26 protein-coding genes are annotated in these 25,518 nt (G+C 72.0%); 7 read left to right on the top strand and 19 right to left on the bottom strand.

Features of this window, described 5'->3' with window-relative positions; all coding sequences use genetic code 11:
* Positions 1–258: 258 nt before the first annotated feature.
* The 12 genes from kynU to QIY60_RS14140 form a co-directional block, all read right to left on the bottom strand.
* Positions 259–1,449, bottom strand: a complete 1,191-nt coding sequence (kynU, locus tag QIY60_RS14195; protein WP_283142757.1) for a kynureninase — start codon at positions 1,447–1,449, stop codon at positions 259–261.
* Positions 1,442–2,320 carry a tryptophan 2,3-dioxygenase family protein gene (locus tag QIY60_RS14190; protein WP_283142756.1) on the bottom strand — a complete coding sequence of 293 codons (879 nt, stop codon included), beginning with the start codon at positions 2,318–2,320 and terminating at the stop codon, positions 1,442–1,444. Before QIY60_RS14190 ends, kynU begins: the two co-directional genes overlap by 8 nt.
* A gap of 121 nt (positions 2,321–2,441) precedes the next feature.
* Complete coding sequence (locus tag QIY60_RS14185; RefSeq protein WP_283142755.1) at positions 2,442–3,332, bottom strand: DUF3152 domain-containing protein; 891 nt, start codon at positions 3,330–3,332, stop codon at positions 2,442–2,444.
* A gap of 169 nt (positions 3,333–3,501) precedes the next feature.
* The gene (locus QIY60_RS14180) at positions 3,502–3,915 is read right to left on the bottom strand and encodes a DUF3151 domain-containing protein (RefSeq protein WP_283142754.1); all 414 of its coding nucleotides are present in this window, start codon (positions 3,913–3,915) and stop codon (positions 3,502–3,504) included.
* A 328-nt stretch (positions 3,916–4,243) separates the two neighbouring features.
* A complete protein-coding gene (locus tag QIY60_RS14175) occupies positions 4,244–5,701 on the bottom strand; it encodes an MFS transporter (RefSeq protein ID WP_283142753.1) in 1,458 nt (485 codons plus the stop codon).
* A gap of 96 nt (positions 5,702–5,797) precedes the next feature.
* Complete coding sequence (gene fbaA / locus QIY60_RS14170; RefSeq protein ID WP_283142752.1) at positions 5,798–6,820, bottom strand: class II fructose-bisphosphate aldolase; 1,023 nt, start codon at positions 6,818–6,820, stop codon at positions 5,798–5,800.
* Positions 6,821–7,128: 308 nt separating this feature from the next.
* Positions 7,129–7,668 (bottom strand): orotate phosphoribosyltransferase, encoded by a 540-nt coding sequence (gene pyrE / locus QIY60_RS14165; protein ID WP_283142751.1) that lies wholly within the window; start codon positions 7,666–7,668, stop codon positions 7,129–7,131.
* 24 nt (positions 7,669–7,692) lie between these two features.
* The gene (locus QIY60_RS14160) at positions 7,693–8,499 is read right to left on the bottom strand and encodes an aldose 1-epimerase (protein ID WP_283142750.1); all 807 of its coding nucleotides are present in this window, start codon (positions 8,497–8,499) and stop codon (positions 7,693–7,695) included.
* Between the two features lie 69 nt (positions 8,500–8,568).
* A complete protein-coding gene (locus tag QIY60_RS14155) occupies positions 8,569–9,465 on the bottom strand; it encodes an SRPBCC domain-containing protein (RefSeq protein WP_283142749.1) in 897 nt (298 codons plus the stop codon).
* Between the two features lie 71 nt (positions 9,466–9,536).
* Positions 9,537–11,114, bottom strand: coding sequence for a polyamine aminopropyltransferase (locus QIY60_RS14150; protein ID WP_283142748.1), 1,578 nt, complete (start codon positions 11,112–11,114; stop codon positions 9,537–9,539).
* A gap of 122 nt (positions 11,115–11,236) precedes the next feature.
* On the bottom strand, positions 11,237–11,761 hold the full coding sequence (locus QIY60_RS14145) for a DUF2617 family protein (protein WP_283142747.1): 525 nt from the start codon (positions 11,759–11,761) through the stop codon (positions 11,237–11,239).
* 332 nt (positions 11,762–12,093) lie between these two features.
* Positions 12,094–12,375, bottom strand: a complete 282-nt coding sequence (locus QIY60_RS14140) for a hypothetical protein (protein WP_283142746.1) — start codon at positions 12,373–12,375, stop codon at positions 12,094–12,096.
* Positions 12,376–12,477: 102 nt separating this feature from the next.
* On the opposite strand from QIY60_RS14140, the gene QIY60_RS14135 reads away from it, so the two are divergent.
* Positions 12,478–13,680 (top strand): pyridoxal phosphate-dependent aminotransferase, encoded by a 1,203-nt coding sequence (locus QIY60_RS14135; protein WP_283142745.1) that lies wholly within the window; start codon positions 12,478–12,480, stop codon positions 13,678–13,680.
* Positions 13,681–13,858: 178 nt separating this feature from the next.
* On the top strand, positions 13,859–14,914 hold the full coding sequence (locus tag QIY60_RS14130; protein ID WP_283142744.1) for a glycosyltransferase family 39 protein: 1,056 nt from the start codon (positions 13,859–13,861) through the stop codon (positions 14,912–14,914).
* Between the two features lies 1 nt (position 14,915).
* Here the strand turns inward: QIY60_RS14130 and QIY60_RS14125 are convergent, their stop codons facing one another.
* The 4 genes from QIY60_RS14125 to clpB all read right to left on the bottom strand — a co-directional run bounded on the left by QIY60_RS14125 (position 14,916) and on the right by clpB (position 20,175).
* The gene (locus tag QIY60_RS14125; RefSeq protein ID WP_283142743.1) at positions 14,916–15,455 is read right to left on the bottom strand and encodes a YbjN domain-containing protein; all 540 of its coding nucleotides are present in this window, start codon (positions 15,453–15,455) and stop codon (positions 14,916–14,918) included.
* 120 nt (positions 15,456–15,575) lie between these two features.
* Positions 15,576–16,166: an RloB family protein gene (locus QIY60_RS14120; RefSeq protein ID WP_283142742.1), complete on the bottom strand. Its 591-nt coding sequence runs from the start codon at positions 16,164–16,166 to the stop codon at positions 15,576–15,578.
* On the bottom strand, positions 16,144–17,436 hold the full coding sequence (locus tag QIY60_RS14115; RefSeq protein ID WP_283142741.1) for an ATP-binding protein: 1,293 nt from the start codon (positions 17,434–17,436) through the stop codon (positions 16,144–16,146). Before QIY60_RS14115 ends, QIY60_RS14120 begins: the two co-directional genes overlap by 23 nt.
* Positions 17,437–17,577: 141 nt before the next feature.
* Positions 17,578–20,175, bottom strand: coding sequence for an ATP-dependent chaperone ClpB (gene clpB / locus QIY60_RS14110; RefSeq protein ID WP_283142740.1), 2,598 nt, complete (start codon positions 20,173–20,175; stop codon positions 17,578–17,580).
* 116 nt (positions 20,176–20,291) lie between these two features.
* On the opposite strand from clpB, the gene QIY60_RS14105 reads away from it, so the two are divergent.
* On the top strand, positions 20,292–20,744 hold the full coding sequence (locus QIY60_RS14105) for a TIGR03618 family F420-dependent PPOX class oxidoreductase (RefSeq protein ID WP_283142739.1): 453 nt from the start codon (positions 20,292–20,294) through the stop codon (positions 20,742–20,744).
* Positions 20,745–20,856: 112 nt separating this feature from the next.
* Here the strand turns inward: QIY60_RS14105 and QIY60_RS14100 are convergent, their stop codons facing one another.
* Positions 20,857–21,177 carry a (2Fe-2S)-binding protein gene (locus tag QIY60_RS14100; RefSeq protein WP_283142738.1) on the bottom strand — a complete coding sequence of 107 codons (321 nt, stop codon included), beginning with the start codon at positions 21,175–21,177 and terminating at the stop codon, positions 20,857–20,859.
* Between the two features lie 398 nt (positions 21,178–21,575).
* Here QIY60_RS14100 and QIY60_RS14095 point away from each other — a divergent pair, with 398 nt between their 5' ends.
* Positions 21,576–22,502, top strand: a complete 927-nt coding sequence (locus tag QIY60_RS14095; RefSeq protein WP_283142737.1) for a helix-turn-helix transcriptional regulator — start codon at positions 21,576–21,578, stop codon at positions 22,500–22,502.
* Positions 22,503–22,537: 35 nt separating this feature from the next.
* Positions 22,538–22,996: a hypothetical protein gene (locus QIY60_RS14090; RefSeq protein WP_283142736.1), complete on the top strand. Its 459-nt coding sequence runs from the start codon at positions 22,538–22,540 to the stop codon at positions 22,994–22,996.
* Positions 22,997–23,165: 169 nt separating this feature from the next.
* Here QIY60_RS14090 and QIY60_RS14085 read toward each other — a convergent pair whose 3' ends face one another.
* Positions 23,166–23,663, bottom strand: a complete 498-nt coding sequence (locus tag QIY60_RS14085; RefSeq protein WP_283142735.1) for a hypothetical protein — start codon at positions 23,661–23,663, stop codon at positions 23,166–23,168.
* 12 nt (positions 23,664–23,675) lie between these two features.
* Complete coding sequence (locus tag QIY60_RS14080; RefSeq protein ID WP_283145922.1) at positions 23,676–24,059, bottom strand: helix-turn-helix transcriptional regulator; 384 nt, start codon at positions 24,057–24,059, stop codon at positions 23,676–23,678.
* A 585-nt stretch (positions 24,060–24,644) separates the two neighbouring features.
* Between QIY60_RS14080 and QIY60_RS14075 the strand changes: the two genes are divergently transcribed.
* On the top strand, positions 24,645–25,160 hold the full coding sequence (locus QIY60_RS14075; RefSeq protein WP_349253918.1) for a hypothetical protein: 516 nt from the start codon (positions 24,645–24,647) through the stop codon (positions 25,158–25,160).
* Entirely contained in the window at positions 25,157–25,342 is a 186-nt protein-coding gene (locus tag QIY60_RS14070; RefSeq protein ID WP_283142734.1) for a helix-turn-helix domain-containing protein, read from the top strand. Before QIY60_RS14075 ends, QIY60_RS14070 begins: the two co-directional genes overlap by 4 nt.
* The last annotated feature ends 176 nt before the right edge of the window (positions 25,343–25,518 follow it).

Below are 25,518 nucleotides of genomic sequence, written 5' to 3'. Positions count from 1 at the left end.
CGCCCCTTCCCGAAAGCCCTCAGCCGGGCGGCTGGTTCTTCAACTGCGGGCCGGTGGGGGCTGGTCGCGCAGTTCCCCGCGCCCCTAACTGCCTAGGGGCGCGGGGAACTGCGCGAGCAACCCAGCACGATCCGCAGCCGAACGGAGCGGGGTGCAGGGGCCGCAGGCCCCGCCCAGGGGTCCGGGGGCGCAGCCCCCGGGAGAACCACCTCCTCCCCCACCCACCCCCGGAGGGTTTAGGGAAGGGGCGGGGAGGGGCTAACCCAGCGCTGTCGACAGCGCGCGTGCCGCCCTCTCCGCGTCCCCGAACCCCACGTACAGCGGCGTGAAGCCGAAGCGGAGGACGTCGGGGCGGCGGTAGTCGCCGACGACGCCCGCCGCGATGAGCGCCGCCATCACCGACCCCGCATCGTCGCAACGGAGCGCGACCTGACTCCCCCGCTCCCCGTGCGCCACCGGAGTGACAGAAGCAACCCGCCCCGCCGGCACGTACGCCTCCACGCACTCCAGGAAGAAATCCGTCAGCGCCAGCGACTTCGCCCGGACGGACTCGATCGAGACGCCCGTCCAGACGTCGAGGGCCGACTCCAGGGCCAGCATGGACAGAATGTCCGGCGTGCCCACACGGCCCCGCACCGCACCCGAACCCGGCACGTACTCCGCCCGCATCCCGAAGGGATCCTCGTGCGAGTTCCAGCCGGGAAGGGGCGAGTCGAAGGACGACTGGTGGTCGCCCCGTACGTACAGGTACGCGGGCGAACCCGGCCCGCCGTTCAGGTACTTGTAGGTGCAGCCCACCGCGAAGTCCACCCCGTGCGCCTCCAGGCCCACCGGCAGCGCGCCCGCGCTGTGGCACAGGTCCCAGACCGTCAGCGCCCCCGCCGCGTGCGCGGCCGCGGTGATGCCGGGCAGGTCGTGCAGCCGGCCCGTGCGGTAGTCGACGTGGTTGACCAGGATCGCCGCCGTACGCGGACCGACCGCCGCGGCCATCTCGCCGGGCGCGACCGCCCGGACCGCCCGGCCCGTCATCCGCGCCGCGGACCCCGCCACGTACCCGTCCGTCGGGAACGTGGACTCGTCGACCAGGATCTCGTCGCGGTCGGAGGGCGCCAGGCGCACCGCCGCCACCAGGGCCTTGAAGACGTTCACACTCGTGGAGTCGCCCACCACGATCCGGCCGGGCTCCGCCCCGACCAGCGGCGCTATGCGGTCGCCGATCCGCTCCGGCGCCGTCCACCAGCCGCTCTCGTCCCAGGAGCGGATGCGCAGCTCGCCCCACTCATGGGCGATGACCTCCTGCATCCGCGCCGGAACATGGCGGGGCAGCGCGCCCAGCGAGTTGCCGTCGAGGTAGACGGTCGCCTCGTCGAGCGCGAACAGGTCGCGGTGCTTGGCGAGTTCGTCTGCGGCGTCCAGCGCCGCGGCCTTGCCGGCCAGTGCCTCAGACATGGCTGCGCGCCGTCCACAGCTCGGGGAACACGTTCTTCGCGGCGCGCTTCTCCAGCCAGGCCACGCCCGCCGAACCGCCCGTGCCGGTCTTCGCGCCCATCGCTCTCCTCGTCGCCACCAGATGGTCGTTGCGCCAGCGCCACACCAGCTCGCCCACATCGGTCAACGCCTCGCCCAGGCGCACGAGTTCCCCGTTCTGGTCCCCGGCGTAAAGTTCCGCCCAGACCGCCTCGACCTGCGGCGACGGCTCGTACCGCTGGGAGAGGTCGCGGTCGAGGACGGCGGCCGGGACGGCGTACCCGCGGCGCGCGAGCAGCGCGAGCACCTCGTCGTACACGCTCGGCTCCTGGAGCGCCTTCTCCAGCTCGGCGTGCGCGCGCGGCGCGCCCCGGTGCGGCACCAGCATGGACGCCGACTTCTCGCCGAGCAGGAACTCCATCCGGCGGTACATCGCCGACTGGAAGCCGGAGCCCTCGCCGAGGGCCGCGCGGTAGGAGTTGAACTGTGCCGGGGTCAGCTGCCCGAGCGGCGTCCAGGACGCGTTGAGCGCCTCCAGCTCGCGTACGGAACGCTTGAGCGCGTCCACGGCCACCGGCACCCGGTCCTCGCGCAACGCGCGCGTGGCGGTCTCCCACTCGTGGACGATCACGGTGAACCACAGCTCCATGACCTGGGTGGTGACCAGGAAGACCATCTCGCCGGGGTCGTCCGAGCGCAGCTGCTGGAGGTGGGTGAGGACGTCCGCCTGGACGTAGTCCTCGTAGGGCGTGGTGCCCGCGAAGTCCAGATTGGGGGCGGCGGCCGGGTCGATGGCTCCGGCGGCGTCAGCGGCTCCGGCGGTTTCTACCGGTTCGGACATCTTTGATGACATCGCTGTCTCCCTGATGTGTCCGGGTAGCGGTCCGCCCCTTCCTTCATCGGCATCGGAGCCCCGGTCCCCACCCGCATCATAAGCACGCCCGGCCCACCCTCGTCAGGGCGCGGAAAGTGGCTTACGGCACGGCCGGGCCGTCCACGAACGCGCCGCCCCTGGAGTACGGCCACGCGTTGGACTTGCAGCCCTTCAGGCCCTTGATCTGCTGCATCATCACCGGCGCGGCCCTGCCCTCGCCCGGGCAGTCCATGTGCTGGTGGAAGCCGATCATGTGGCCGATCTCGTGGTTGATGATCAGGTGCCGGTACTCGGCGGGCGGCCCGTCGTACTGCGGCGAGCCCTTCACCCACCGCTTGAGGTTGACCACGACACCGCCCGCGACCTCGCAGTTCAGCTCGCCGTGGGTGTCGCCGTTGACCGCGCAGAGCCGGTCCGTGGTGGCCGGGGTGGCGATCTTTATGGTCACGTCGGCGCTGTCACCGCCGGAGACCAGCTGGAACCGGCCACGTCCGTGCGCGGCCCAGCTGCGAGGGTGGGCGAGTATCGCCTGGATCTCGGTGGCGGCCTGGCGCGGCGAGACGTCGACGCCGTCCTCGACGAGCACCTTGTAGCGGCGCAGCGGTCCACCGGTGCCGACGGGGGCGCCGGAGGCGCGGGCGGGGGTGAAGGTGCCGGGCCCGGAGGCGGGAAGGTCACTGCCCTTCTTCCCCGAATCGCTCTCCTTGTCGCGCTTCTCGTCCTTCTTCTTCGAAGGCTTCGGGGACGGGGCGGCCGGGAGGGGGGCGCGGGAGCCGAGGGGGGTCTCGGCGGCGTACCCGGGCTCGGGGGTGTCGGTGTCGCCGCCGCGCCACTCGGCGAGTGCGGCGCCGCAGATGAGGGCGAGGCCGAGGAGGCCGCCTACGAGGAGGAGGGCGCGCGGGTGGCGCCGGGCCGAGCGTCTGCCACGGCTACGGGGTCGGGGGTGGCCATGGCCACGACGGGCTCCGTTGCGGGCTGCTCGCTTGCCCAAGACAGACTTCTCCCCTTGTCACGGCTGGAGTTGGGGGGAAGAGGTGTGGGGCCTCGTGCGCCAGCGCCGGATGCGATCCGCGGTTTTCGTTGAGTTGTCCGGTAATCGATGGTGCGTGCGATCGTACCGTCCGTACGGGAGTTGTCCGGACGGTACGAATCCGCGCAGGTCAGCTCAGCGTGTCGGCGGCGAGCGGCGAGGAGTCCCGCAGGAACGTGGTGCAGCGCTCGAACTCGGCCTGCTCGCCGATGGCTTGGGCGGCGCGGGCCAGCGCGTGCAGGGCGCGCAGGAAGCCGCGGTTGGGCTCGTGCTCCCACGGCACCGGGCCGTGGCCCTTCCAGCCGGCGCGGCGCAGCGAGTCGAGGCCGCGGTGGTAGCCGGTGCGGGCGTACGCGTACGACTCGACCGTGCGGCCCGCGTCGAACGCGTCGTCCGCGAGCTGGGCCCAGGCGAGGGAGGAGGTGGGGTACTTGGCGGCGACGTCGGCGGGGGCGGTGCCCTGCGCGAGCAGGTCGCGCGGTTCGGGGTCGTCGGGGAGGTGGGTCGGGGCGGGGCCGCCGAGGAGGTTCTCGTGAATGGACATGGGTCCAGTCTGCCGCGTCCGCTTCCCACCGGGGGTTCGGCCCCTCCCCGCCCCTTCCCGAAACCCTCCGGGGGTGGAGGTGGCTTTCCCGGGGGCTACGCCCCCGGACCTCCTTCGTCTGCGGGCCGGTGGGGGCTGGTCGCGCAGTTCCCCGCGCCCCTAAAAGCGCCCCTCCGGGGCGCCCCGGGGATGCCGCGCAGCGGCATTCAAGGGGCGCGGGGAACTGCGCGAGCAACCCACCACGGTCCGCAGACAAAGCACGGAGTCTGGGGGCGGAGCCCCCGCCCGGCCGCCCGCCAGAGGGCTTTAGGGAAGGGGCGGGGTGGGGTCAAACCCCCCGGTCGCGCTCCAGCGGGGGCGTCACCCCGCACGACACCCGGCACTCCGGATGGCACACCCCCACCGGCGGACGGCGGACCGTCAAGAACGCCAGCACCGCCCCCAGCACCAGCACCCCCGCACACACCGGCATCGCCCGCCGAAACGTGGACCCGAACTCCGCCGCCGAGCGGTAGGCCGACGGGGACATGCCCGCCACCAGGGGCAGCGCGGCCACCGCGATCAGCCCCGCCGCCCGCGCCGCCGCGTTGTTGATCCCGCTAGCCAGACCCGCCCGCCCCGCGTCCACCGACCCGAGCACGGTCGCGGTGAGCGGCGCGACCAGGGTGACCATGCCCAGGCCGAGGACGACGACCGCGGGGAGCACGTCACGTACGTACGAGGCGCCCTCGCCCACCCGCAGCATCAGCAGCATTCCGGCCGCGCACAGCAGCGGCCCCACCGTCAGCGGTATGCGCGGGCCGATCCGCTCGCCCAGCGCGCCCGAGCGGGCCGAGAGCAGGAGCATCAGGACCGTGGTGGGGAGCAGGGCGGCGCCGGCGCCCAGCGCCGAGTACCCCGCCACCACCTGGAGCTGGAGCGCCGCCAGGAAGAAGAAGCCGCCGAACGCCGCGTACACGCACACCGTCACCACGTTCACCGCCGTGAACTGGCGCGACGCGAAGATCTCCGGCGGCAGCATGGGGTCGGGCAGGCGGCGTTCCAGGCGGACGAAGGCCACGCCCAGCAGGAAACCCGCCACCGCCGCGCCCACCACCAGCGGCGACGCGCCCTGCCCGGGTGCCTCGATCAGCGCGTACGTCACCAGCGCGAGCGCCAGCGCCCCGAGCACCGCCCCGGTGACGTCGAACCGGGCCGTGTGCACGCGCGCGTCCTTGGACTCCGGTACGTGCCGCAGCGCCACCGGGACGCACAGCGCGGCGAGCGGGACGTTCAGCAGGAAGACCCAGCGCCAGCCGGGGCCGTCCACCAGCCAGCCGCCCAGGAACGGGCCGACGGCCGCCCCGACCCCGCCGAGCCCGGACCAGACGCCGACGGCCTTGGCCCGGTCGTCGGGGTGGAAGCTCGCCTGGATGAGGGCGAGGGAGCCGGGGGTGAGGAGCGCGCCGCCTATGCCCTGGAGGGCGCGGGCGGCGATCAGGATGCCCGCGTCGGGCGCGATGCCGCACAGCAGCGACCCGGCGGCGAACCAGACGACGCCGAAGACGAAGACCTTGCGGCGCCCGTACCGGTCGCCCAGCGCCCCGCCCAGCAGGATCAGCCCGGCGAGCGTGAGCATGTAGGCGTTGACCGTCCACTGGAGGACGGCCATGTCCGCGTCCAGGTCCGCCCCGATGCGCGGCAGGGCCACATTGACCACGGTCGAGTCGAGCATCGCCATCCCGGACCCGAGCACGGTCGTCAACAGCACCCACCGCCCGGCCGCCGTGCCCATCCGTACGCTCATGCATCCACTCTCGCCGAACACACGAGACCCGGCACCCCCCGAGCGGGGGAGGCCGGGCCTCGTGCGGGGGAGCGCGGGCGATGGGCCCGCGCGCCGCTACTTCAGCTTGGTGCCGGTCGAGCGCAGGTTCGCGCACGCCTCGGTGACGCGCTTGGCCATGCTCGCCTCGGCGAGCTTGCCCCAGGTGCGCGGGTCGTACGTCGACTTCTTGCCGACCTCGCCGTCGACCTTCAGGACGCCGTCGTAGTTGCGGAACATGTGGTCCGCGACCGGACGCGTGAAGGCGTACTGGGTGTCGGTGTCCAGGTTCATCTTCACGACGCCGTTCTCCAGCGCGGTCGCGATCTCCTGCTCGCTGGAGCCGGAGCCGCCGTGGAAGACGAAGTCGAACGGGGAGGCCTTGCCGTACTTCGCGGCGACGCCCTCCTGGAGGTCCTTGAGGAGCTCCGGACGCAGCACGACGTTGCCCGGCTTGTAGACGCCGTGGACGTTGCCGAAGGAGGCGGCCAGCAGGTAGCGGCCCTTCTCGCCCAGGCCCAGGGCCTCGGCGGTGCGCAGCGCGTCGTCGACGGTCGTGTACAGCTCGTCGTTGATCTCGTGGCTGACGCCGTCCTCCTCGCCGCCGGTCGGGGTGATCTCGACCTCAAGGATGATCTTGGCGGCGGCGGCCTTGGCGAGCAGCTCCTGGCCGATGGCCAGGTTGTCCGCGAGGGTCTCGGCGGAGCCGTCCCACATGTGCGACTGGAAGAGCGGGTTCAGGCCCTTGGCGACGCGCTCGGCCGAGACCTCCAGGAGCGGACGCACATAGCCGTCCAGCTTGTCCTTGGGGCAGTGGTCGGTGTGCAGCGCGACGGTGATGTCGTACTTGGCGGCGACGACGTGCGCGAACTCGGCCAGGGCGACCGCGCCGGTGACCATGTCCTTGTTGTACTGGCCACCCAGGAACTCGGCGCCGCCGGTGGAGATCTGGATGATGCCGTCGCTCTCGGCCTCCGCGAAGCCGCGCAGGGCAGCGTGCAGGGTCTGGGTCGAGGTCACGTTGATGGCCGGGTAGGCGAACTTGCCTGCCTTCGCCCGGTCGAGCATCTCGTTGTAGACCTCGGGGGTTGCGATGGGCATCTGTCCGCTCCTTGTGATGTGCGGGGTGTGCGATATGTGCTGGCCCTGACCTGGGGGCGACGTCATCGTCGCGGCCCATCTTTCCAGACTCTGCGCCCGGCTCCACCCTGCGGACGGACAAGGGGGCGGCTGTTTCACGTGAAACAGCCGCCCCCTCGGGGAAAGCACAGGTCAGAGCCGGTACGGGTGGGCTCAGGGACCTAGGTCACCACTTTCGGAGTGCCCGTCAGGCGATCTTGCCGGGTACCCCGGACCGGTTACGGCCGCACCGGCACTCCGGGCATTTCGCCCGTTGCGCCAGGTCCTCGTTACGCCAGGCCCAGGTCGCCCAGCCGGTACCCCGTGAGGTACGCCAGACCCGCCTCGGCGATCGCGTCGGCCGCGCCCCGGTCGACGATCGTGGCCACGGCGACGACCTCGCCGCCCGCCTCGCGCACCGCCTCGACGGCCGTCAGCGGCGAGCCGCCGGTGGTGGAGGTGTCCTCGACCACCAGGCAGCGGCGGCCCTTGACGTCCGTGCCCTCGATCCGGCGCTGCATGCCGTGCGCCTTCTGCGCCTTGCGCACGACGAAGGCGTCCAGGCGCTGTCCGCGCGCGGCCGAGGCGTGCAGCATCGACGTCGCCACCGGGTCGGCGCCCAGGGTCAGCCCGCCGACGCAGTCGAAGTCCAGGTCGGCGGTGAGGTCGAGCATGACCTGACCGACCAGCGGCGCGGCCTCGCCGTCCAGCGTGATCCGGCGCAGGTCGATGTAGTAGTCGGCTTCCCGACCCGACGAGAGGGTCACCTTGCCGTGCACCACGGCCTTGTCCTTGATCTGCTGGAGCAGGTCAGCGCGTACGTCAGTCATGTCCGCCAGCTTAAAGGCGCCGCCTCAAAGGCGCCGCCAGCTCCAGGTCGTCGCGAGCTCCAGCGGGTCCACCGGCGTCACGAGCCTGGGGAGCGTGTTGAGGCCGTTGGGCGGGCCGGACTGGGGCTCCACGCACACCGCCTCCTCCTGCTCGTCGTAGACGACCACCCACTCGCTGCGGCTGGTCACCTTCAGCTCCAGCTGCTCCGGCCAGGTGAGGGTGACGTCGACGCCGTCGGGCATGCCGAAGCAGTCGTCCCAGGGGCCGGGCAGCGGGTCGATGCGGCGGCCGGTGGGCAGGTGGTCGTCGCCGCGCTCCTCCTGCCAGGCGGGGGTGAACCCGAGCCGTACGTCCTCACCGCCCAGGTTCCGCAGGAACCACGGGTGCCAGCCGACCTGCGCGGGGAAGGAGTCACCGTACGTCTCGACGCCCATGGTGAGCGTCAGCGCGTTCTCGGACAGCTCGAAGATCTGGGTGACGCGACCGGTGTACGGCCAGGGCTCGGCCAGGTCGTACGTGAAGTGGGCCTCCGCGTGGCCGGACTCGGTCTCACCGGCGCGCACCCGCTTCCAGGCGGTGTCGCGGCCGGTGCCGTGGATGGCGTGCGGCGGGGAGTTCAGCGGCAGCTGGTACTTGGTGCCGCCGTTGCGGAACTCGCCGTGCTCGATGCGGCCGCACCAGGGGACCATCGGGAACGAGCCGTAGTGCTCGCCCTGGCGCAGCACTTCCGTACCGCCGATGCGCAGGCTCTCGATCCGGCACCCGAGGTCCGGACGGACCGTCAACTCGACGTCGCCGGCCGCCAGCCGGACACTCTTGTCGCTACTCACGCCCCCGACACTACTTGCGTCACCGCACGCGCCGGAGCGCGCGCCGCCGTGTTGGCCGGAGTGGTGCGGTCAGCGGCGGCGGCGCAGCGCGCGTCCGACCACCACGGCGGAGGCGAGCGCCAGGGCCGCGGCCGGGGCGACCCAGCGCAGGGTGGCCCCGCCGGCGCCCGCCGGGGCGGGCACCGGTGCGTACCGCCCGCGCGGCGGTGCGTGGTCGACCTCCTCGGCGCTGCGCCCGATCATGGTCCGCCGCGCGTGCGCGGCCTCGGCCGGTACGTAGTCGGCGTCCCCGGGAACGTCGAACTCCTCCTCCGCGAGCGGATCGAGCGAGGGCGGCGGGACGACGGCGTCGAAGACGGAGTGGCCCGGGCCTTCGTGGGGCGCGGCGTCTTCAGCGGGGCCGGTCTCCCCACCGCCGGCCTCGGCGGAGGCCGCCCCGGTCCCGGTCCCCGAAGCGGTCGGCCCGGCGGGGTCCGGCTCACCCGCGCCCTCGGCTGCCCGCGCGTCCCCGTCCCCGGCGGCCCCGGCCCCCTCGCCCCGGCCTCCCGCGTCCGCGGCGAGCGCCGCGCCGAAACGGTCCAGCAGGCGGGCGGCCGACGCCCTGGCCCCTTCCGGGGTCGCCGTGGCGACGCGGCCGTCCGCCGTCGCCGTGGCGGTGAAGGACAGGCGGGTGCCCTCGGGCTCGGGGGTCAGTCGGAGGGTGAGGGAGAGCTTCGCCTCGCCGGTGCCGCGCGCCTCCGTGCCCTCCGCCTCCACGCCGAACGTGTCCTCGTCGAGCTCGGTGATCCGCAGCGTGCCCCGGTAGGTGATCGTGTGCCCCTCGACACGGAGCTTCAGCCGTCCGGCCACCGGTGGCTCGCCCGCGTCCTGCTGCAGGCCGGGGACGCAGCGGGCGACCCTCGCCGGGTCCCGCAGCGTCTGGCGGAGTGACTGGACCTCAACCGGAACGAACACCTCATGCTCCATGGGAAACGAGCCTACTCAGGGGTGGCCGTCACGTCTGCGCAAACTGCGCGACGGGCGGCGGCGAACCCCCCTCATCCCGTATAGCGCGGGTGGACCAGCGTCGACGGGGGCAGCTCGGCCTGGGGGCGGGCGTCCGCCAGGGGCTCCAGCTCGGGGGCGAGCGGGGCCCCCGGGGGCCCGGTCGGCGAGGCCAGGACGAAGCCCCAGTCGTGCGGGGCCTTCGTGGCGTCCGAGGCGCGGTCGGGGCCCGCCGTGAAGCCCGTGAGGCGGCCCGTCGCGCGGTACGGCACGGTCCACAGGCCCGCCGCCCGTACCGTCGACTCCACCGTCCAGTACGTGTGCTCCCGCGTCGCGACCGGGCCCGCGTGCACCACGATCCGCCCGCCCGGCGCCAGCACCCGCGCGGCGAGGCCGAAGAACTCCTCCGAGTAGAGCTTGGTGCTCGGGGTGATGCCCGGGTCCGGCAGATCGGAGACCACCACGTCGAACGGCCCGGTCGAACGGCCGGGACCCCTCAGCCAGCCGAACGCGTCCGCGACCACCGGCCGCACCCGCCGGTCGTCGTACGCATGGCCGTTCAGCGCCGACAGGGCCGGGTCGTTGCGGGCCAAGTCGACTACGCCCGCGTCGAGTTCGACCAGGGTCACCGAGCGCACGCCCGGGTAGCGCAGCGCCTCGCGCGCGGCGAGGCCGTCCCCGCCGCCCAGGATCAGCACCCGCCCGTGCGGGCCCGAGCCCATCGCGGGGCCCACAAGGGCCGAGTGGTAGCGGTGCTCGTCGCGGCCGCTGACGCGCAGCCGCCCGTCGAGGAAGAGGTCGAGCGAGCCGCCGGGGCCGCCGGTGCGGCTGCCGGTGAGGACGATCTCCTGCACCCCGGTCTGCACCGCGACCCGCACCTGGCCCCCGTACACCGCGCGCCGCGCCGCCTGCTCGAAGGCGCCGACCAGTGCCGTGGTCGTCGCGAGCACCGCGAGGACCAGCACGTTCGCCGCGAAGAGCCACCACCGCGCGCGGGGGGTGAGATCGCGCCGGAACAGCCACAGCACCAGCGCGCCGCCCGCCACCGCGTTGACCGCGCCGGTCAGCAGGGCGCCCGTCAACTGGCCGAGCAGCGGCAGCAGCAGGAAGGGGAAGGCGAGGCCGCCGACGAGCGCTCCCACGTAGTCGGCGGCGAACAGGTCCGCGACCGTGCCGCCCGGGTCCTGCCGGGAGACGCGCTGGATCAGGGTCATCAGGAGCGGGATCTCGGCGCCGATGAGCACGCCGATCGCGAGCGAGAACGCCACCAGTGCGTACCGCGCGCCGCCGAGCCAGGCGAACGTCGCGTACAGGACCATCGCCGAGCAGCCGCCGACCAGGGCGAGGGCCGCCTCGATCAGGCCGAAGCCGACGGCGGCGTGCAGCCGCAGCCGTTTGGCGAGCAGGGAGCCGATGCCCATGGCGAAGACCATCACGGACAGCACGACGGAGGCCTGGGTGACCGAGTCGCCGATCAAGTACGAGGCGAGGGCGACCAGTTCGAGTTCGTACACGAGTCCGCAGGCCGCGCAGATGAACACGATGCCGAGCACGATGAACCGCGCGGTGCTGCGCCGGGGTGCCGGCGGCGGGATGCCACAGGGCAGGACGGACACAGACGGTTCGATCATGATGGGAACGCTACGTCACGACTCGCTGACATCTTGTCACCCACAAGAGTGCAACTCGCGCACTGCGGAGGGAATTACGGTCCCCGGAGTGGCGGTACACCCCCTCCTGCCTGCACGCATTCTCAGAGCGCGACGGGCGCCGCCATCCGGACACCGACCCTCGTACGGGTCACCACCAACTGCCCTTCCTGCGGGTACGCGTGCCAGGTCCGCCAGCGCACCTGGCCCTCGCCGCGCTGCGCGAGCATCGCGGTGAACGCGTGCGGCGAGCCGGGAAACGTCCCTGCAAGACCGTTGGGGTGGTCCGCGACCAGCGCGAGGAGCTCCTGGGCGCGCCCCGCGAACGAGCCCCCGGACAGCGTCTCCACCCGCGCGGCGAACTCGTACTCCCACTCCCCGAGACGTTTCGCCACCCCGAGGGGCAGCGGCGTGCTGCTGCCGGGCATACAGGCGACGGTCTCCGAACAGGAGCCCTGCTCCTCTTCGAGGAGGACCTGGTGGGAGGCGCCGAGAAGCCTCAACTGGACCTTTGCGCCGGACAGTTCGAGGTTGAGGACGGCCAGCGCGGGCAGCGGCTCCCGGCCCAGAGCCCAGGCGAGGTCACTGGCACGCGTGTCGGTGTAGACGGTCTTGAGAGTCGTGAGCATGGGTGGGCTCCGCAAAAACACACATGTGGAGGGTGGACGACCGGGGTCACCCCGGAACCGGTGCGAGGGAAGGGGGGACCGCCCGCTCAGGTCCGCCCGGTGGGGGTCCGTGGGCTGCGTTCTCAACAGCGAGGGAATCATGAAGTGCGGGGCGCGCACAGCGTTTTTACCCAACTTGACGGGGTTTCCATCCCCTGGGATGCAACACGGTTCAACTGTTCAACCCGAGGGTGCACGTAAAGGCGCCCGGCGGGTGTCTGCCCGCCGGGCGCGCGGAAGGGGCGTGCGGGCGGAATCGGCTGCCCCGTGTCAGCCGCGACCGCCGCGCACCGTCAGCTGGAACCGCCGCAGCCGCCGCCCCCGCAGGACGAACCGCCCCCGCAGGATGAGTGGCCACCGCCGCACGAGTGGCCGCCGTGGTGGCCGTGACCACCACCGCTGCCGCCGCCGTCACCGGCCCACCAGGACCCGGAGGAGGAGCCGCCCGAGCCGGACGAGCGGCCCGATCCGGACGAATACCACCCCCGCCGCCACTTGGCGTTGCTTCCCCTGGTCAACCTGCCGACGACGTACCAGATCAGTACCAGCACGGCCCCCGCGACGACATATCCCATCTCCCCCACCGTCCTTCGTTCTTCTCTCGTGCGTGACAGGGGGATGCCCTCGGTCATCGCGCGCGAAAGCAGACTTGAGCAACTCCAGAGGTTCCGCGCAGGATGGCGGCCATGACCTCCAGCGCGCGCCCCCTCCTGAACCGCCGCCTCGCCGAGTTCGGCACCACGATCTTCGCCGAGATGTCCGCCCTCGCGGCGGCGACCGGAGCCATCAACCTCGGCCAGGGCTTCCCCGACACCGACGGCCCCGAGGAGGTGCGCGAGGCCGCCGTGCGGGCGCTGCGCGACGGGCGCGGCAACCAGTACCCGCCGGGCCCGGGCGTCCCCGAGCTGCGCACCGCGATCGCCGACCACCAGCGGCGGCGCTACGGGCTCGCCCTCGACCCGGACCGCGAGGTGCTGGTGACGGCGGGCGCCACCGAGGCGATCGCGGCCGCGCTGCTGGCCCTGGTGGAGCCGGGGGACGAGGTGATCGCCCTGGAGCCGTACTACGACTCGTACGCGGCCTGCATCGCCATGGCGGGCGGCACCCGCGTCCCGGTGACGCTGCGGCCCGAGGACGGCCGCTATGTCCTCGACCTCGACGAGCTGCGCGCCGCCGTCACCCCGCGCACCCGCCTCATCCTGCTCAACACCCCGCACAACCCCACCGGAACCGTGCTCACGCGCGCGGAGCTGACGGCGATCGCCGAGCTGGCGTGCGAGCGGGACCTGCTGGTGGTGACCGACGAGGTGTACGAGCACCTGGTCCTCGACGGCGAGCACGTGCCGATCGCGACGCTGCCGGGGATGCGGGAGCGCACGCTGACGATCGGCTCGGCGGGCAAGACGTTCTCGTTCACCGGCTGGAAGGTCGGCTGGGCCACCGGCGCGCCCGACCTTGTCGCGGCCGTCCGCTCGGCCAAGCAGTTCCTCACCTACGTGGCCTCCGGGCCCTTCCAGTACGCGGTCGCCGAGGCGCTGGCGCTGCCCGACGCCTACTTCACCGCGCTCCGCGACGACCTGCGGGCCAAGCGGGACCTGCTGAGCGAGGGCCTGGCGGCGGCGGGCTTCGGGGTGTACCGCCCGGCGGGCACGTACTTCGTCACCACCGACATCCGCCCGCTGGGCGGGGAGCTCTCGCACGGCGGCGACGGCTTCGCCTTCTGCCGGGCGCTGCCGGAGCGCTGCGGGGTGGTGGCGATTCCCAACGCCGTCTTCTACGACCACCGGGACGCGGGCGCGCCTTTCGTCCGATTTGCCTTCTGCAAGAGGGAGAGTGTGCTCGAAGAGGCCGTCTCCCGGCTGAAGGCGCTCGCGGGCTGAGCTCGCGGGGCAGGCCCGCGGGACCGACTACGCGCGCGCCCGGAGGTGCCCCCTGTCCGCCGAGATCACCGCCCGCGTACGCCGGTCCGGCGCCGCCCTGGCCACGCCGCGAAGGCTGACCGCGCTGCGCCGGGCGGCCCCCGCGCTGGGGCTGTTCGCCGCCGCCCGGCTCACCGGGATGCTGTGCCTGGCGGGGTGGGCCTGGCACCTGGGGCGCTCGCCGCGCGCGCTGCTCGCGACGACGTGGGACGCCGACTGGTACATCAAGATCGCGGCGAACGGCTACGGGCGGACGCTGTACTGGCCGGGCGGGGTGGTCCAGAGCGACCTGGCGTTCTTCCCCCTCTACCCGAGCCTGCTGCGGGCGGTGAGGACAGCGCTGCCGGTGGCGGGCGGCACGGCCGGGCTGCTGGTCTCCTGGACGGCGGCGGCCGCGGCGGCGTGGGGGATCTACGCGGTCGGCGACCGCCTGGCGGGCCGCCGCACGGCGACCGCCCTCGTCCTGCTGTGGGGCCTGCTGCCGCACTCCATCGTGCTGTCGATGGCGTACACCGAGCCGGTGATGACGGCACTGGCCGCCTGGGCGCTGTGGGCGGTCCTGGAGCGGCGCTGGCTGTGGGCGGGCGCGCTGGCGGCCCTGGCGGGCCTCTCGCGGCCGAACGCGGTCGCGGTGGCCGCTGCGGTCACGGCGGCGGCCGCGGCGGCGCTGTGGCGCGGCGGGCGGCCCGTACGGGGGGACTGGCGGGTGTGGGCGGCGGGGCTCGCGGCGCCGCTCGGCTGGTGCGGATACGTCCTGTCGGTCGGCGCCCGAAAAGGTGATCCGCTGCGCGGCTACTTCGCGGTCCAGGCCGACTGGACGTCGAGGTACGACTTCGGCCGCGGCTCGCTGCGCTTCGTACGGAAGCTGGCGACGGGGCCGTACGACCTCGGCTACACGATGGCGTTCATGATCACGGCGGCGGCGCTGCTCCTGTTCGCCCTGTTCCTGCTGGAGCGGCCGCCCCTGCCCGTGCTCGTCTACACGGCGGTGCTGGTCGTGATCACGGTCGGCGGCTCGGGCTTCTTCGAGTCGAAGCCGAGGTTCCTGCTCCCGGCCTTCCCGCTGCTGCTGCCGCTGGCGGCCGCGCTGACGAAAGCCCGGCCGAGGGCGGCGGTCACGGTGACCGCGGCCCTGGCCGGGCTGTCGTTCGCGTACGGGGCGTATCTGCTGACGCTGGCCCCGATGGCGCTGTGACTCAGGCGTCGTCGCCGGGGGCGTCGCCCTCGTCGTCGCCCTCGGCGTCCTTCTCCAGGCCGAGCTGCTCCACGAGCCACTTGTCGAACTCGATCGAGGCGCGGACCCAGCTGACGGTCGACGACACGAAGTGCTCCAGGGCGACGCCGGTGCCGATGAGCATCTGCGCCTCACCGATGAGCCGGACGGCGCCGTCGTCGTGGGTGTGCGTGTAGACCTTCGGCCACAGGGTGCGGCGGTTCCAGTCGTCGATCGTCTCCAGCAGCGAGAGCTTGTCGTCGATGCTGTGCGGGCGGTCGTAGAAGGTCCGCACCGAGAAGACCTGCTGGTCCTCCTCGCCGCGGAACATGAAGTACGTGCGGAACTCCTCCCACGGCGCGGCGAGGTCGCCCTCGTCGTCCACGACGTACTTGAGCTCCATCTGCTCCAGGAGCTGCTTGACCAGGTCCTGGTCGGGTACGACGGGCCCGGCCGGTCCACCGGTGGGCTGCGGGCCGGGCTGAGCCCCGAAATTCGGAATCGAGGACGGGTCGATGCTCATCGTGAATCTTCCTTCGTACGGTTCCGGTCATCCTCCCCCATGCCGGGCGGGGGCTGGCAACCCCCGCCACGGGTATCCGCTGACGGCTGACCGAATCCCCTCACCTGTGGCGCAGGTGCGTCAGCGCTTCGTCATGCGATCGGTGAGACACCACACCCCGGTGGAGGGATTGAGCAGGTGGTCCGTACCGGTGGGGTCCAGCTTCCGGGCCCGCCCGGCGGCCTCCTTATGGCGGCCTTGGTAGACGGCGAAATCGAGCCGGGTCTTGTCGTACCCCGGCAGGTGTTTCTGCAGGTGGGGCAGGAGCTGTTTGTACGTGGCGGCGTAGGCGCGGTGCTCCGTGAAGTGCAGCAGGAGCCAGAGCTCGAAGCACGGGTTGGACACGGCGGCCCTGATGCCGCAGCGCCGGGCGGCGGTGACGGCCTCGGGGACATCGGCGTACTGGTCCACGTCGAAGACGCACCACACCTCGTCGTAACCGCCCCGGTTCAGGTCACGCTGCTGACGGGCGTACGCGACGAGCTGCGTCGGGGAGCAGGCCTTGCCCCGGACCACGAGGGAGATCGCGGGGTTGCGCAGGTGGTCCCGTAACCCCTGCAAGTACTGGCGCTCGGTCTCCTTGCCGCCGCAGACGATCAGCAGGGTGCGGGACGACTGGCGGACCGGGCCGCGCCGACGGCCCGATCCCTCACGCGGGAACTGCCTTGCCATGCGCCCCCCAGTACTTCCTGACCATGTCCTCGAAGGCGGTCTCGGGCAGCAGCGGCACGGCGCCGTAGCTGCCGGCCAGGTAGCGCCGCTCGAAGTTCTCGCCCTTGCGCGGCTTGAAGTCGCTCAGCGGATAGAGCTCGGAGGCACCCGTCTTCGGGGCCTTCTCCACGAACCAGACCTGGTCCCGGCGCAGGACCTGCTCACCGAGCATGGTGCCGAGGAGGGAGGCGTCATGGGTGGTGAAGACGAGCTGGGCGCCGAGGGGGTTGAGCTCGGGGTTCTGGAAGAGGGAGAGGAGCTTGGCGGTGAGCAGGGGGTGGAGGCTGACGTCGATCTCGTCGACCCACAGGGAGGTTCCGTCCAAAATGGCCCGGAGCGCCATCGTCACCAGGTTCAACCAGGTCTTGGTCCCGGCCGACTCCGCGGCGGCGGGCAGCAGGAACTCCTCGTCCCCCACTTTGTGGACGAACTGAAGCGACCCCGAGGCCGCGTCCATCAAGGCCGTTTCGACCTCGTCCTGCGGGGCCCGGCCGTCCCGGAAGCGCAGCTTTCTGCCGAACTCGCTCTTCTCCGGGCTGCGCCGGATCCCGTGCACCCCGAGGTCGGCCGCCGTCAGGACGTCCGTCCCGACCGGCAAGCCCTCCTCGTCGAGGACCTGGTAGATCCAAGTGAGCACCGCCCCGGCCTGAGTGAAGAACTGGCGGTCGGAGTCCCCCACGACCCGGCGCCCCTCGGTCAGCGCTCTCCATACCGCCCCCAACTGCTCGTGCGACGCCTGTGCGGCGGCGGAGAGGTAGAGGCTGTTCGGCCGCACAGTCCGCTCGATGGCGACCCGCTCGCCGGTCAGCGTCGCGCCGTACGTCATCGCGGTGCCATCGCGCTCGAAGAGGACGCGCTTGCGCCCCTTGGGGTAGCTGTACAACCACTCCTCGGCCACGGCGGTGTCGGTCACAGCGAATCCGTACACGTACCGCACGCCGTCGAGAAGGATGTCCACCGCGTACGACGACCGCTCGTGACGGCTCGCGTGGTCGAGAAGGAACGGCCGCCTTGGTACGTCCGCCCCGGGCAGCCAGCGCGCCTGTGAATCGCGCACGGCGCGACCGAAGAACTCGAACGCGTCCACCATCGTCGACTTCCCCGACGCGTTCGCGCCGTAGATCGCCGCCACCGTCACCGCCGGCCGCTCGTCCTCGTAAGCCGGTACGAAGTTCAGTTCCTGCGGTTCACGCAGAGAGCCGTGGTTGGCGACACGGAAGCTCAACAGCACGTGCTACCACCTCCAAAACCCGCTTGTGAACAAGTGAATTGCAGGATTATGGCTCTGCTTGATCCTAGTCCCCGTTCGCGAACAGGAACAGGCCTGCCACCCGCGAGGGTGACAGGCCTGTCGGGGGCCCGGTCCGCCGGGCTACAGCGTCTTCCCCGTCGCCGCCCCCACGATCAGCCCGTCCCCGAACCGGTCGACGCGGACCGTGTCGCCGTCCTTGACCTCGCCCGCCAGGATCTCCTTGGCGAGGCGGTCGCCGATGGCGGTCTGGATGAGGCGGCGCAGGGGGCGGGCGCCGTAGGCCGGGTCGTTGCCCTCGTCGGCCAGCCAGGCCAGGGCCTCGGGGGTGACCTCCAGGGCGAGGCGGCGGTCGGCCAGGCGCTTGGCCAGGCGGGCGATCTGGAGCTCCGCGATGTGCGCCAGCTCGTCCTTGGTGAGGGCCGAGAAGACCACCAGGTCGTCCAGGCGGTTGAGGAACTCCGGCTTGAAGCTCGCCCTCACCACCTCCAGGACCTGCTGTTTCTTCTCGTCCTCGGAGGTCAGGGGCTCTACCAGGTACTGGCTGCCCAGGTTCGACGTCAGCACCAGGATCGTGTTGCGGAAGTCGACCGTGCGGCCCTGGCCGTCGGTGAGGCGGCCGTCGTCGAGGACCTGGAGCAGGACGTCGAAGACCTCCGGGTGCGCCTTCTCGACCTCGTCGAGCAGGACCACGCTGTACGGGCGGCGGCGGACCGCCTCGGTGAGCTGGCCGCCCTCCTCGTACCCGACGTATCCGGGCGGGGCGCCGACCAGACGGGCCACGCTGTGCTTCTCGCCGTACTCCGACATGTCGATGCGGACCATCGCCCGCTCGTCGTCGAAGAGGAAGTCCGCCAGCGCCTTCGCGAGTTCTGTCTTGCCCACGCCCGTCGGGCCGAGGAAGAGGAACGAGCCCGTCGGGCGGTCGGGGTCCGCGATGCCCGCCCTCGTACGCCGGACCGCGTCCGAGACCGCGCGGACCGCCTCGCCCTGGCCGATCAGGCGGCGGCCCAGCTCGTCCTCCATGCGCAGCAGCTTCTGCGTCTCGCCCTCCAGCAGGCGCCCGGCGGGAATGCCGGTCCAGGCGCCGACCACGTCCGCGATGTCGTCCGCTCCGACCTCGTCCTTGACCATGGTGTCTTTGGCGGCCTCCTGCTCGGCCTCGGACGCCTCCTCCAGCTCGCGCTCCAGGGTCGGGATCTCGCCGTACAGCAGCTTGGAGGCGGTGTCGAAGTCGCCGTCGCGCTGGGCGCGCTCGGCCTGGCCGCGCAGGTCGTCGAGGCGCTCCTTGAGCTCGCCGACCCGGTTCAGGCCCTCCTTCTCCTTCTCCCAGCGGGCGGTGAGGCCGCGCAGGTCCTCCTCCTTGTCGGCGAGGTCGCGGCGGATCTTCTCCAGGCGCTCCTTGCTCGCCGCGTCCGTCTCCTTGGAGAGCGCGAGTTCCTCCATACGGAGGCGGTCCACCGACCGCTGGAGCTCGTCGATCTCCACGGGGGACGAGTCGATCTCCATGCGCAGGCGCGAGGCCGCCTCGTCGACCAGGTCGATCGCCTTGTCGGGCAGGAAACGGGAGGTGATGTACCGGTCGGACAGGGTCGCGGCCGCCACCAGCGCGCTGTCCGCGATCTGCACCTTGTGGTGCGCCTCGTACCGCCCCTTGAGGCCGCGCAGGATCGCGATGGTGTCCTCGACCGTGGGCTCGGCGACCAGGACCTGCTGGAAGCGGCGCTCCAGGGCCGGGTCCTTCTCGATGCGCTCGCGGTACTCGTCGAGCGTGGTGGCGCCCACCATCCGCAGCTCGCCCCGGGCCAGCATCGGCTTGAGCATGTTGCCCGCGTCCATGGCCGAGTCGCCGCCGGCGCCCGCGCCGACGACCGTGTGCAGCTCGTCGATGAACGTGACGATCTGGCCGTCGCTCGCCTTGATCTCGGACAGGACGGTCTTCAGGCGCTCCTCGAACTCGCCCCGGTACTTCGCCCCGGCCACCATCGCGCCGAGGTCCAGCGAGACCAGCCGCTTGTTCTTCAGGGACTCCGGGACGTCGCCCTTCACGATCCGCTGGGCCAGGCCCTCCACGACCGCGGTCTTGCCGACGCCGGGCTCGCCGATGAGCACCGGGTTGTTCTTGGTGCGCCGGGAGAGCACCTGCACCACCCGGCGGATCTCCTGGTCCCGGCCGATGACCGGGTCGAGCTTGCCCTCGCGGGCCGCGGCCGTGAAGTCCGTGCCGAACTTCTCCAGGGCCTTGTACTGGCCCTCGGGGTCGGGGGTGGTCACCCGCCGTCCTCCTCGTACTGTCTCGAATGCCTCAAGGAGCTTCTTCGCCGTGGCGCCCTGCCGGTCGAGCAGCTCGCCGGTCCGGCCGCCCTTGGCGGCCAGGCCGATGAGCAGGTGCTCGGTGGAGAGGTACTCGTCGCCCAGCTCCTTGGCGCGCCGTGCGGCGTCGGCGATGACGGCCAGCAGTTCACGGTCGGGCTGCGGCGGGGCGACCGTGGACCCGGTCACGCTGGGCAGCGCGGCGAGCAGCCGCTCCGCCCCGGACCTCACGGCCGCCTGGTCGGCGTCGACGGCCGCCAGCAGGTCGACGATGTTCTCGTTGTCCTCGCCCGTGAGGAGGGCGAGGAGCAGATGCGCGGGCGTCAGGTCCGGGTGTCCGTCGGACACGGCCCGGTTGCTGGCCGCGTTGATCGCGTCCCGGCTCTTGTTGGTCAGCTCGGCGTCCACGTGCGGTCTCTCCTCCTCGGCGTAGGGGTCCGAACTCCATGACTCGTCCAGCGTACATAAAGTTGAGCCCATTCCGCTCAAGGTACGCCGGACGTGTTCGGCGTAGGTTTCGGCGCATGACCACGACCACGGAGCCGGCCGCCGCCCCGGCCACCCGCACCCGTACCCCTCTGGACCCCCGGCGGCCCGACGCGGCCTATCTCAGCTTCTGGCGCGAGCGGCACTTGTGCACGCTGACGACCCCGCGCCCGGACGGCAGCCCGCACCTGGTGCCGGTGGGGGTCACGTACGACCCGGAGGCCGGGGTCGCCCGGGTGATCGCCAACAGGTCGAGCAAGAAGGTCATGAACGTGCTGGCCGCGGGTCCCGACGGGGCGCGCGTCGCGGTCTGCCAGGTGGACGGGCGCCGCTGGGCGACTCTTGAGGGCCGGGCGTACGTGCGTACGGAGCCGGGGCCGATCGCCGAGGCGGTGGCGCGGTACGCCGAGCGGTACGGGCGGGTGCCGCGCGAGAACCCGGACCGGGTGCTGATCGAGATCGTCCTGGAGCGGGCGATGGGCAAGGGCTGAGAGGGTTCCGACCGTGCGGGCGCAGCACAGCGGCGCCACCGTGTTCAGGTCCACGATGGCGCCGCTGTGTGGGGGAAGCGCCTGAGCGATTTACAACGACGGGGGAATCGCTTCAGGCGCTGCGGGGGGTGGCGGTAGATGACTCGGGGTCGAACAGCTGGTGGTCACGCTGGTCCAGATTGACGAACACCATGCCGTACCTCACGGCACAGCGAATCGGCTGCGGCGCCCCTCGTGGCCGGCGGAGGCACCGGTAGGCACGGACGTCTTCGTCGTCCTCACGCGCGACCAGGATCGGCTCGCCGAACAGGGTGACCATCAACGAATCGCCACGGTGGGGAATCGCCGTGACGAGGTCGATGAAGTGCCACCCCGAGCGGTAGGCCGTGGCCATCTCGCGCCGGAAGACCCGGTCGTCCGGCGGGAGGCTCATGCGCCGACACCCGCGGGCGCGACCTCCCAGGTGGGCTCCACCGGAGCCGCCAGGACCCGCGTCACCGGCTTGTGCTCCCAGGTGGGCTCTCCCGGAGCCGCTACCGTTCCGTGGGACGGCTTGCTCTCCCACGTGGGTTCCCCACTCGCGGCGAGAGCGCAAAGAGCAGCCGTGACAACGGCTATAGCGCTGAGTGCTCGAACCATCCTGCTCATGGCCGATCTCCACCTCTTTATGATCATTCCCTCCCCCCGCGCATAAGACGATGGCTCACTCTGAGCGCTTCCACCAGCGAGGCCAGGCATCATGTTCCTGTAATTCAGGAGTATGAGGGGGGTGTAATCCGGTTGTATCAGGGGCACTTCGGACATAGCCATGGCCCTACAGACCTGTGCGAGATGGGCAAGACCCTCTACGCCACCGCGTTGCGTACCGGCGGAATAACTCGCACGGAAGCCCAGGCCGCTCCCTGTCTCATCGATCTCGCGCTGCTGCGACCCGATGCGGACGACGCGGAGCAGCTGCGGCCCGTCCCTCCCTCCGTCGTCCTGAACCAGCTCGTGCAGCCGCTCGAACGCGAGATTCAGGAGCGCAGGAAGCTGTCGATGTCGCTGGCCAGCACTTTCGAGCCATTCATGGCCATCACCAGCGAAGACGCGGCAAGCACCCATGCGATCACGGTCCTTGAGGGGCTCGAACTCATCAACGCGACGCTGGACCGCGTCATCGACGAGTGCACCAAGGAGCTGCTGACCATCCAGCCCGGCAGCGGACGCAGACCCGAGACCCTGGAGTCGGGCCTGCGGCGGGTCCAGCCGCTGCTCGACCGGGGCGTCGACATGCGCACCCTCTACCAGCACACCGCCCGCCACCACTCCGCGACGATCGGCTACGTGGAGCGCATCGCGCCGTACGGGCTTGAGGTGCGCACGCTGGAAGAGATCATCGACCGGCTGATCATCGTGGACCGGCGGGTCGCCTTCATCCCCGCGCGCAGCGACCGCCGGGTCGCGCTCGAACTGCGGCACGAGGGCCTGGTGCAGTATCTGGTCGGCGTCTTCGACCAGTTCTGGCTGCACGCGGTGCCGTGGGAGGAGGAAGTCGCGTACTCCCTCAAGGCGGAGGGCATCACGGGCGTCCAGCGCTCCATCGCCAAGCTGCTGGTGGAGGGGCACGTGGACGACTCGATCGCACGGCGGCTCGGTATGAACGTACGCACCTGCCGCGCGCACATCGCCAAACTGAACGCCGCTCTCGGCAGCGGCAGCCGGGCCCAGCTCGGCTACCTCATCGCCCAGTCCGGAATTCTGGAGCAGGACAACTGAACGCGCTTCCCACCCACGAGCCCGAAGAGCCGCTCGTGGAGTTCGACTCCGTCGCCGGTGCCGTGACCGTCTCCGGCGACGGTCTCCCCCGCGTCGAGCTGCGCCGCACCGGCGGCGAGCCCGACGCGCACACGCCCGTCGGGACCCGCGCCGCCGACCGGCTCGCACTCACCGTCGACGGCGAACCGGCCGGACTCGACATCGCCAAGGGGCGTCTGACGCGGCGCTCCTACCGGGTCGACGCCAGGTGCGGCGACGTCCGCTACCGGCTGGTCCCCGACTCGTTCGCGGGCAGCCGGCTGCTGCGCGACGGCCGCCGCCTCGGCACGCTCCAGTGCGACGGGGACGGGCGCGTCGACGCGGAGTGGCGCGAGAACGCGGGGGCGCTGCCGCTGGATGTGAGTGTCGGGTACGCGCTGGCCGCCGGGTTCGGTACGGGGGCGCAGCCGATGTGGATGACGGCGACGGAGATCGTGGCGGATCTGCTGAACTGACCAGCCCGGGGTTTGTCTGCGGGCCGTCTGTGGCTGGTCGCGCAGTTCCCCGCGCCCCTGAGATGCGCCCCTCCGGGGCGCCCAGGGGATTGCCGCGCAGCGGCACTTAAGGGGCGCGGGGAACTGCGCGACCAGCCCCCACCGAGCCGCAGACGAACACCGGGCCCGCCTACACCTGCGGGTGGCTCCCAGGTGGCTCCTCGTCGTCCGCGGCTCGGCCGCGCGCGCGGCCGCGCGGGCGGTGCGGCATCAGGTCCCTGCCGCGCGCCTCGCCGGTGCCGACGATCGGCAGGGGGTGCCCGGCGCGCCCGTCGGGGGACTGGGGGAACTGCAACAGCCGCCCGGGAGCGGGTGGTTGACCGGCCTCGGGATGCCCGGCCGCCTCCCGCCCGCCGTCGCGACCGGCGTACGCGTCCGCCTCCGGCCCGGCCCGCTGCGGTCCGTCGCCGGCAGGTCCGGACTCCACCGCCCGGCGGCCGACCCGGGCGTGCTCCTCCCAGCCCTCCCGGAACCAGCGGAGCTGCTCGCGCTGGAGCTCGTCGTCGGTGAGGACGCGTACGCCGTCGAGGCCGGCCTGCCGGACCTTCTCGCCCAGCTCGATCAGCAGGCCGCCCAACACCTGGGCCAGTCCGTCCTGTTCGGCCCCTGATCCGTCGCCGTCCGCCATCCCCGCCCTCCTTCACGCCCCCGGGCTGCCGGCCCCCTCGCCGCTCTCCGGCAGGAACGCCTTCGTCACGCGCACGAAGAGCTCCCGCAGTTCGGGAGGCACCCCCATGCGCCGGGCGGCCTCCTCGGGGCCGAGCGGCTGATGGCCATCCTGGTCCTGCCCGCCCCGGCTCACGGCAATCGGCAGATCGTCCTCGGAGAGCCGCCCCGACCGGATGAGCATGTCCCGCAGCGGTACGCCGAGCACGGCCGCCAGTCTGCGCATGGTCTCCAGGTCCGGCATGCTCTGGCGCTGCAACAGCCTGCTGACGGCGGCCCGGTGGACCCCGGCGTCGTCCGCGAGCTTCGACTTGCCGCCGCCGCGCGGACTGTCGATGTCGTAGTTCCGCAGCCGCATCAGGCGCTCGATCCAGGCGGCGAACTCGTCGAGCCCGCCCGCGTGGCCGCGGCCGCCGTCGCCGCGGTAGCCCTGCTCGTTGCGGGCGCCGGCCCGTGCGCTCGAACCCATGTGGTCGCTCTCCCTCGTCGCGGGGAACAGCGTACTCCCGGCGCACTCGCGTGCCAGTAGGTGCGCGCTCGCACGCAGAAGTCGCTTGCGTACGCGCACGCACCGTGTCACCCTGATCACGCGTTCGCAATTTGCCGAACTCGCGTTCCCATACGTGGGGAGGGGTTTGCACGTGCCCGCACACATGACCGCTCCGAAGACACCCTTGACCTCGGACTTATCCCGCTCGGCGGACGACCTCGACTGGCGCAGGGCCGCCGCCTGCGTAAACCTTCCACAGCGCTCCGTATTCACCCGTGTTCCCTCCGAGGCGGAACCGGTATTGCGAGCATGCAACCAGTGTCCCATCCGCAGGCAGTGCGAAGTGGTCGTCGACCCCGCGCACACCTTCTTCGACGGGGTGAGCGGCGGACGGCTCTGGCGCAACGGCCGCGAGGTCAAACGGACGGTGCGCACGTCCCGGCAGGCGGGGCGATGACCACCGAGGACGCGGGCGCGGTGTGGCTGGAGTCGCTGGCCCGCCGGTTCCCCGACCTCCTCGCGGAGCTGGCCCCTTCCCCGGCCGGCCCGCGCGAGCGGCGCGGCGGCTCCGCGCGCTCCGCCACCGCCCCGATCCGGCTGCACATCTCCGACGCCGTGCGGGACATCACCGACGGCGTGGTCGAGCTGGAGGAGGCGGTACGGGAGCGGCTCTGCCTGCGTCCGGCGGCCCCGGCCCCGGTGGTGGCCCGGCTGCGCCGCGTCGCCGGACTCCTCGACCGCGTACGGGAGTTGCCCGACCTCGCCGAGCACGTCACGGAGGAGACCCGGCGCATGGCCCGGCGCTGCGCCCGCGAGCTCGGGGACCCCGAGCAGATGATCCGGCTCGACGGACGCTGCCCCGCGTGCGGCTCGGTGTCGCTGCGCATCTTCCCGGAGCGCGGCGCCGTGCTCTGTGTGAACCCGGTCTGCCGCCATGTCGTGGAGACGGCCCTGGAGGAGGCCTCGTGAGCACGTGCCTGGTCTCGGGCGAGCTCGCCGCCACCGAGGTCGCCGTCTCGCCCGCGACCATCCGCAAATGGGTCCAGCTGGGCCATCTGAAGTCCGCGGGCCGCCAGGGGCGCAGGCTGCTGTACCGGCTCGAAGACGTATTCGCGGCGGAGCGTTCCGTACATCGCGACGAGATCGCATAAGGATTCCTTCCATAATCCCCATGGCCTCACCCGTCCCAGGGTGGGGCCATTTCCCATGCGGGCACACCGGCCCCAAACGGCCCTGGAGAAAGTCTGGTTGCGGAATCGGCGACCATGGATCACACTTGATGCAGCGGCAGAGCTGCGCCCGCATCCGGGGCGACGGGTCTGCCGTT

Origin of the sequence: Streptomyces sp. BPTC-684 (genome assembly GCF_030028635.1) — a bacterium.
In the GTDB taxonomy this organism is placed as follows: Bacteria; Actinomycetota; Actinomycetes; order Streptomycetales; family Streptomycetaceae; genus Streptomyces; species Streptomyces noboritoensis.
Note: the sequence above shows the minus strand (reverse complement) of the source record. Positions and strands in the feature narration are given on the sequence as shown.

Excerpts from the sequence above, each read along its gene's own strand:
- fbaA (WP_283142752.1), bottom strand. The coding sequence starts at position 6,820 with ATGCCCATCGCAACCCCCGAGGTCTACAACGAGATGCTCGACCGGGCG.
- pyrE (WP_283142751.1), bottom strand. The coding sequence starts at position 7,668 with ATGACTGACGTACGCGCTGACCTGCTCCAGCAGATCAAGGACAAGGCC.
- QIY60_RS14105 (WP_283142739.1), top strand. The coding sequence starts at position 20,292 with ATGACCACGACCACGGAGCCGGCCGCCGCCCCGGCCACCCGCACCCGT.
- QIY60_RS14175 (WP_283142753.1), bottom strand. The coding sequence starts at position 5,701 with ATGAGCGTACGGATGGGCACGGCGGCCGGGCGGTGGGTGCTGTTGACG.
- QIY60_RS14190 (WP_283142756.1), bottom strand. The coding sequence starts at position 2,320 with ATGTCATCAAAGATGTCCGAACCGGTAGAAACCGCCGGAGCCGCTGAC.
- QIY60_RS14180 (WP_283142754.1), bottom strand. The coding sequence starts at position 3,915 with ATGTCCATTCACGAGAACCTCCTCGGCGGCCCCGCCCCGACCCACCTC.
- QIY60_RS14150 (WP_283142748.1), bottom strand. The coding sequence starts at position 11,114 with ATGATCGAACCGTCTGTGTCCGTCCTGCCCTGTGGCATCCCGCCGCCG.
- QIY60_RS14155 (WP_283142749.1), bottom strand. The coding sequence starts at position 9,465 with ATGGAGCATGAGGTGTTCGTTCCGGTTGAGGTCCAGTCACTCCGCCAG.
- QIY60_RS14125 (WP_283142743.1), bottom strand. The coding sequence starts at position 15,455 with ATGAGCATCGACCCGTCCTCGATTCCGAATTTCGGGGCTCAGCCCGGC.
- kynU (WP_283142757.1), bottom strand. The coding sequence starts at position 1,449 with ATGTCTGAGGCACTGGCCGGCAAGGCCGCGGCGCTGGACGCCGCAGAC.
- QIY60_RS14135 (WP_283142745.1), top strand. The coding sequence starts at position 12,478 with ATGGCGGCCATGACCTCCAGCGCGCGCCCCCTCCTGAACCGCCGCCTC.
- QIY60_RS14085 (WP_283142735.1), bottom strand. The coding sequence starts at position 23,663 with ATGGCGGACGGCGACGGATCAGGGGCCGAACAGGACGGACTGGCCCAG.
- QIY60_RS14120 (WP_283142742.1), bottom strand. The coding sequence starts at position 16,166 with ATGGCAAGGCAGTTCCCGCGTGAGGGATCGGGCCGTCGGCGCGGCCCG.
- QIY60_RS14095 (WP_283142737.1), top strand. The coding sequence starts at position 21,576 with ATGGGCAAGACCCTCTACGCCACCGCGTTGCGTACCGGCGGAATAACT.
- QIY60_RS14100 (WP_283142738.1), bottom strand. The coding sequence starts at position 21,177 with ATGAGCCTCCCGCCGGACGACCGGGTCTTCCGGCGCGAGATGGCCACG.
- QIY60_RS14080 (WP_283145922.1), bottom strand. The coding sequence starts at position 24,059 with ATGCGGCTGCGGAACTACGACATCGACAGTCCGCGCGGCGGCGGCAAG.
- QIY60_RS14075 (WP_349253918.1), top strand. The coding sequence starts at position 24,645 with ATGACCACCGAGGACGCGGGCGCGGTGTGGCTGGAGTCGCTGGCCCGC.
- QIY60_RS14145 (WP_283142747.1), bottom strand. The coding sequence starts at position 11,761 with ATGCTCACGACTCTCAAGACCGTCTACACCGACACGCGTGCCAGTGAC.
- QIY60_RS14140 (WP_283142746.1), bottom strand. The coding sequence starts at position 12,375 with ATGGGATATGTCGTCGCGGGGGCCGTGCTGGTACTGATCTGGTACGTC.
- QIY60_RS14130 (WP_283142744.1), top strand. The coding sequence starts at position 13,859 with ATGCTGTGCCTGGCGGGGTGGGCCTGGCACCTGGGGCGCTCGCCGCGC.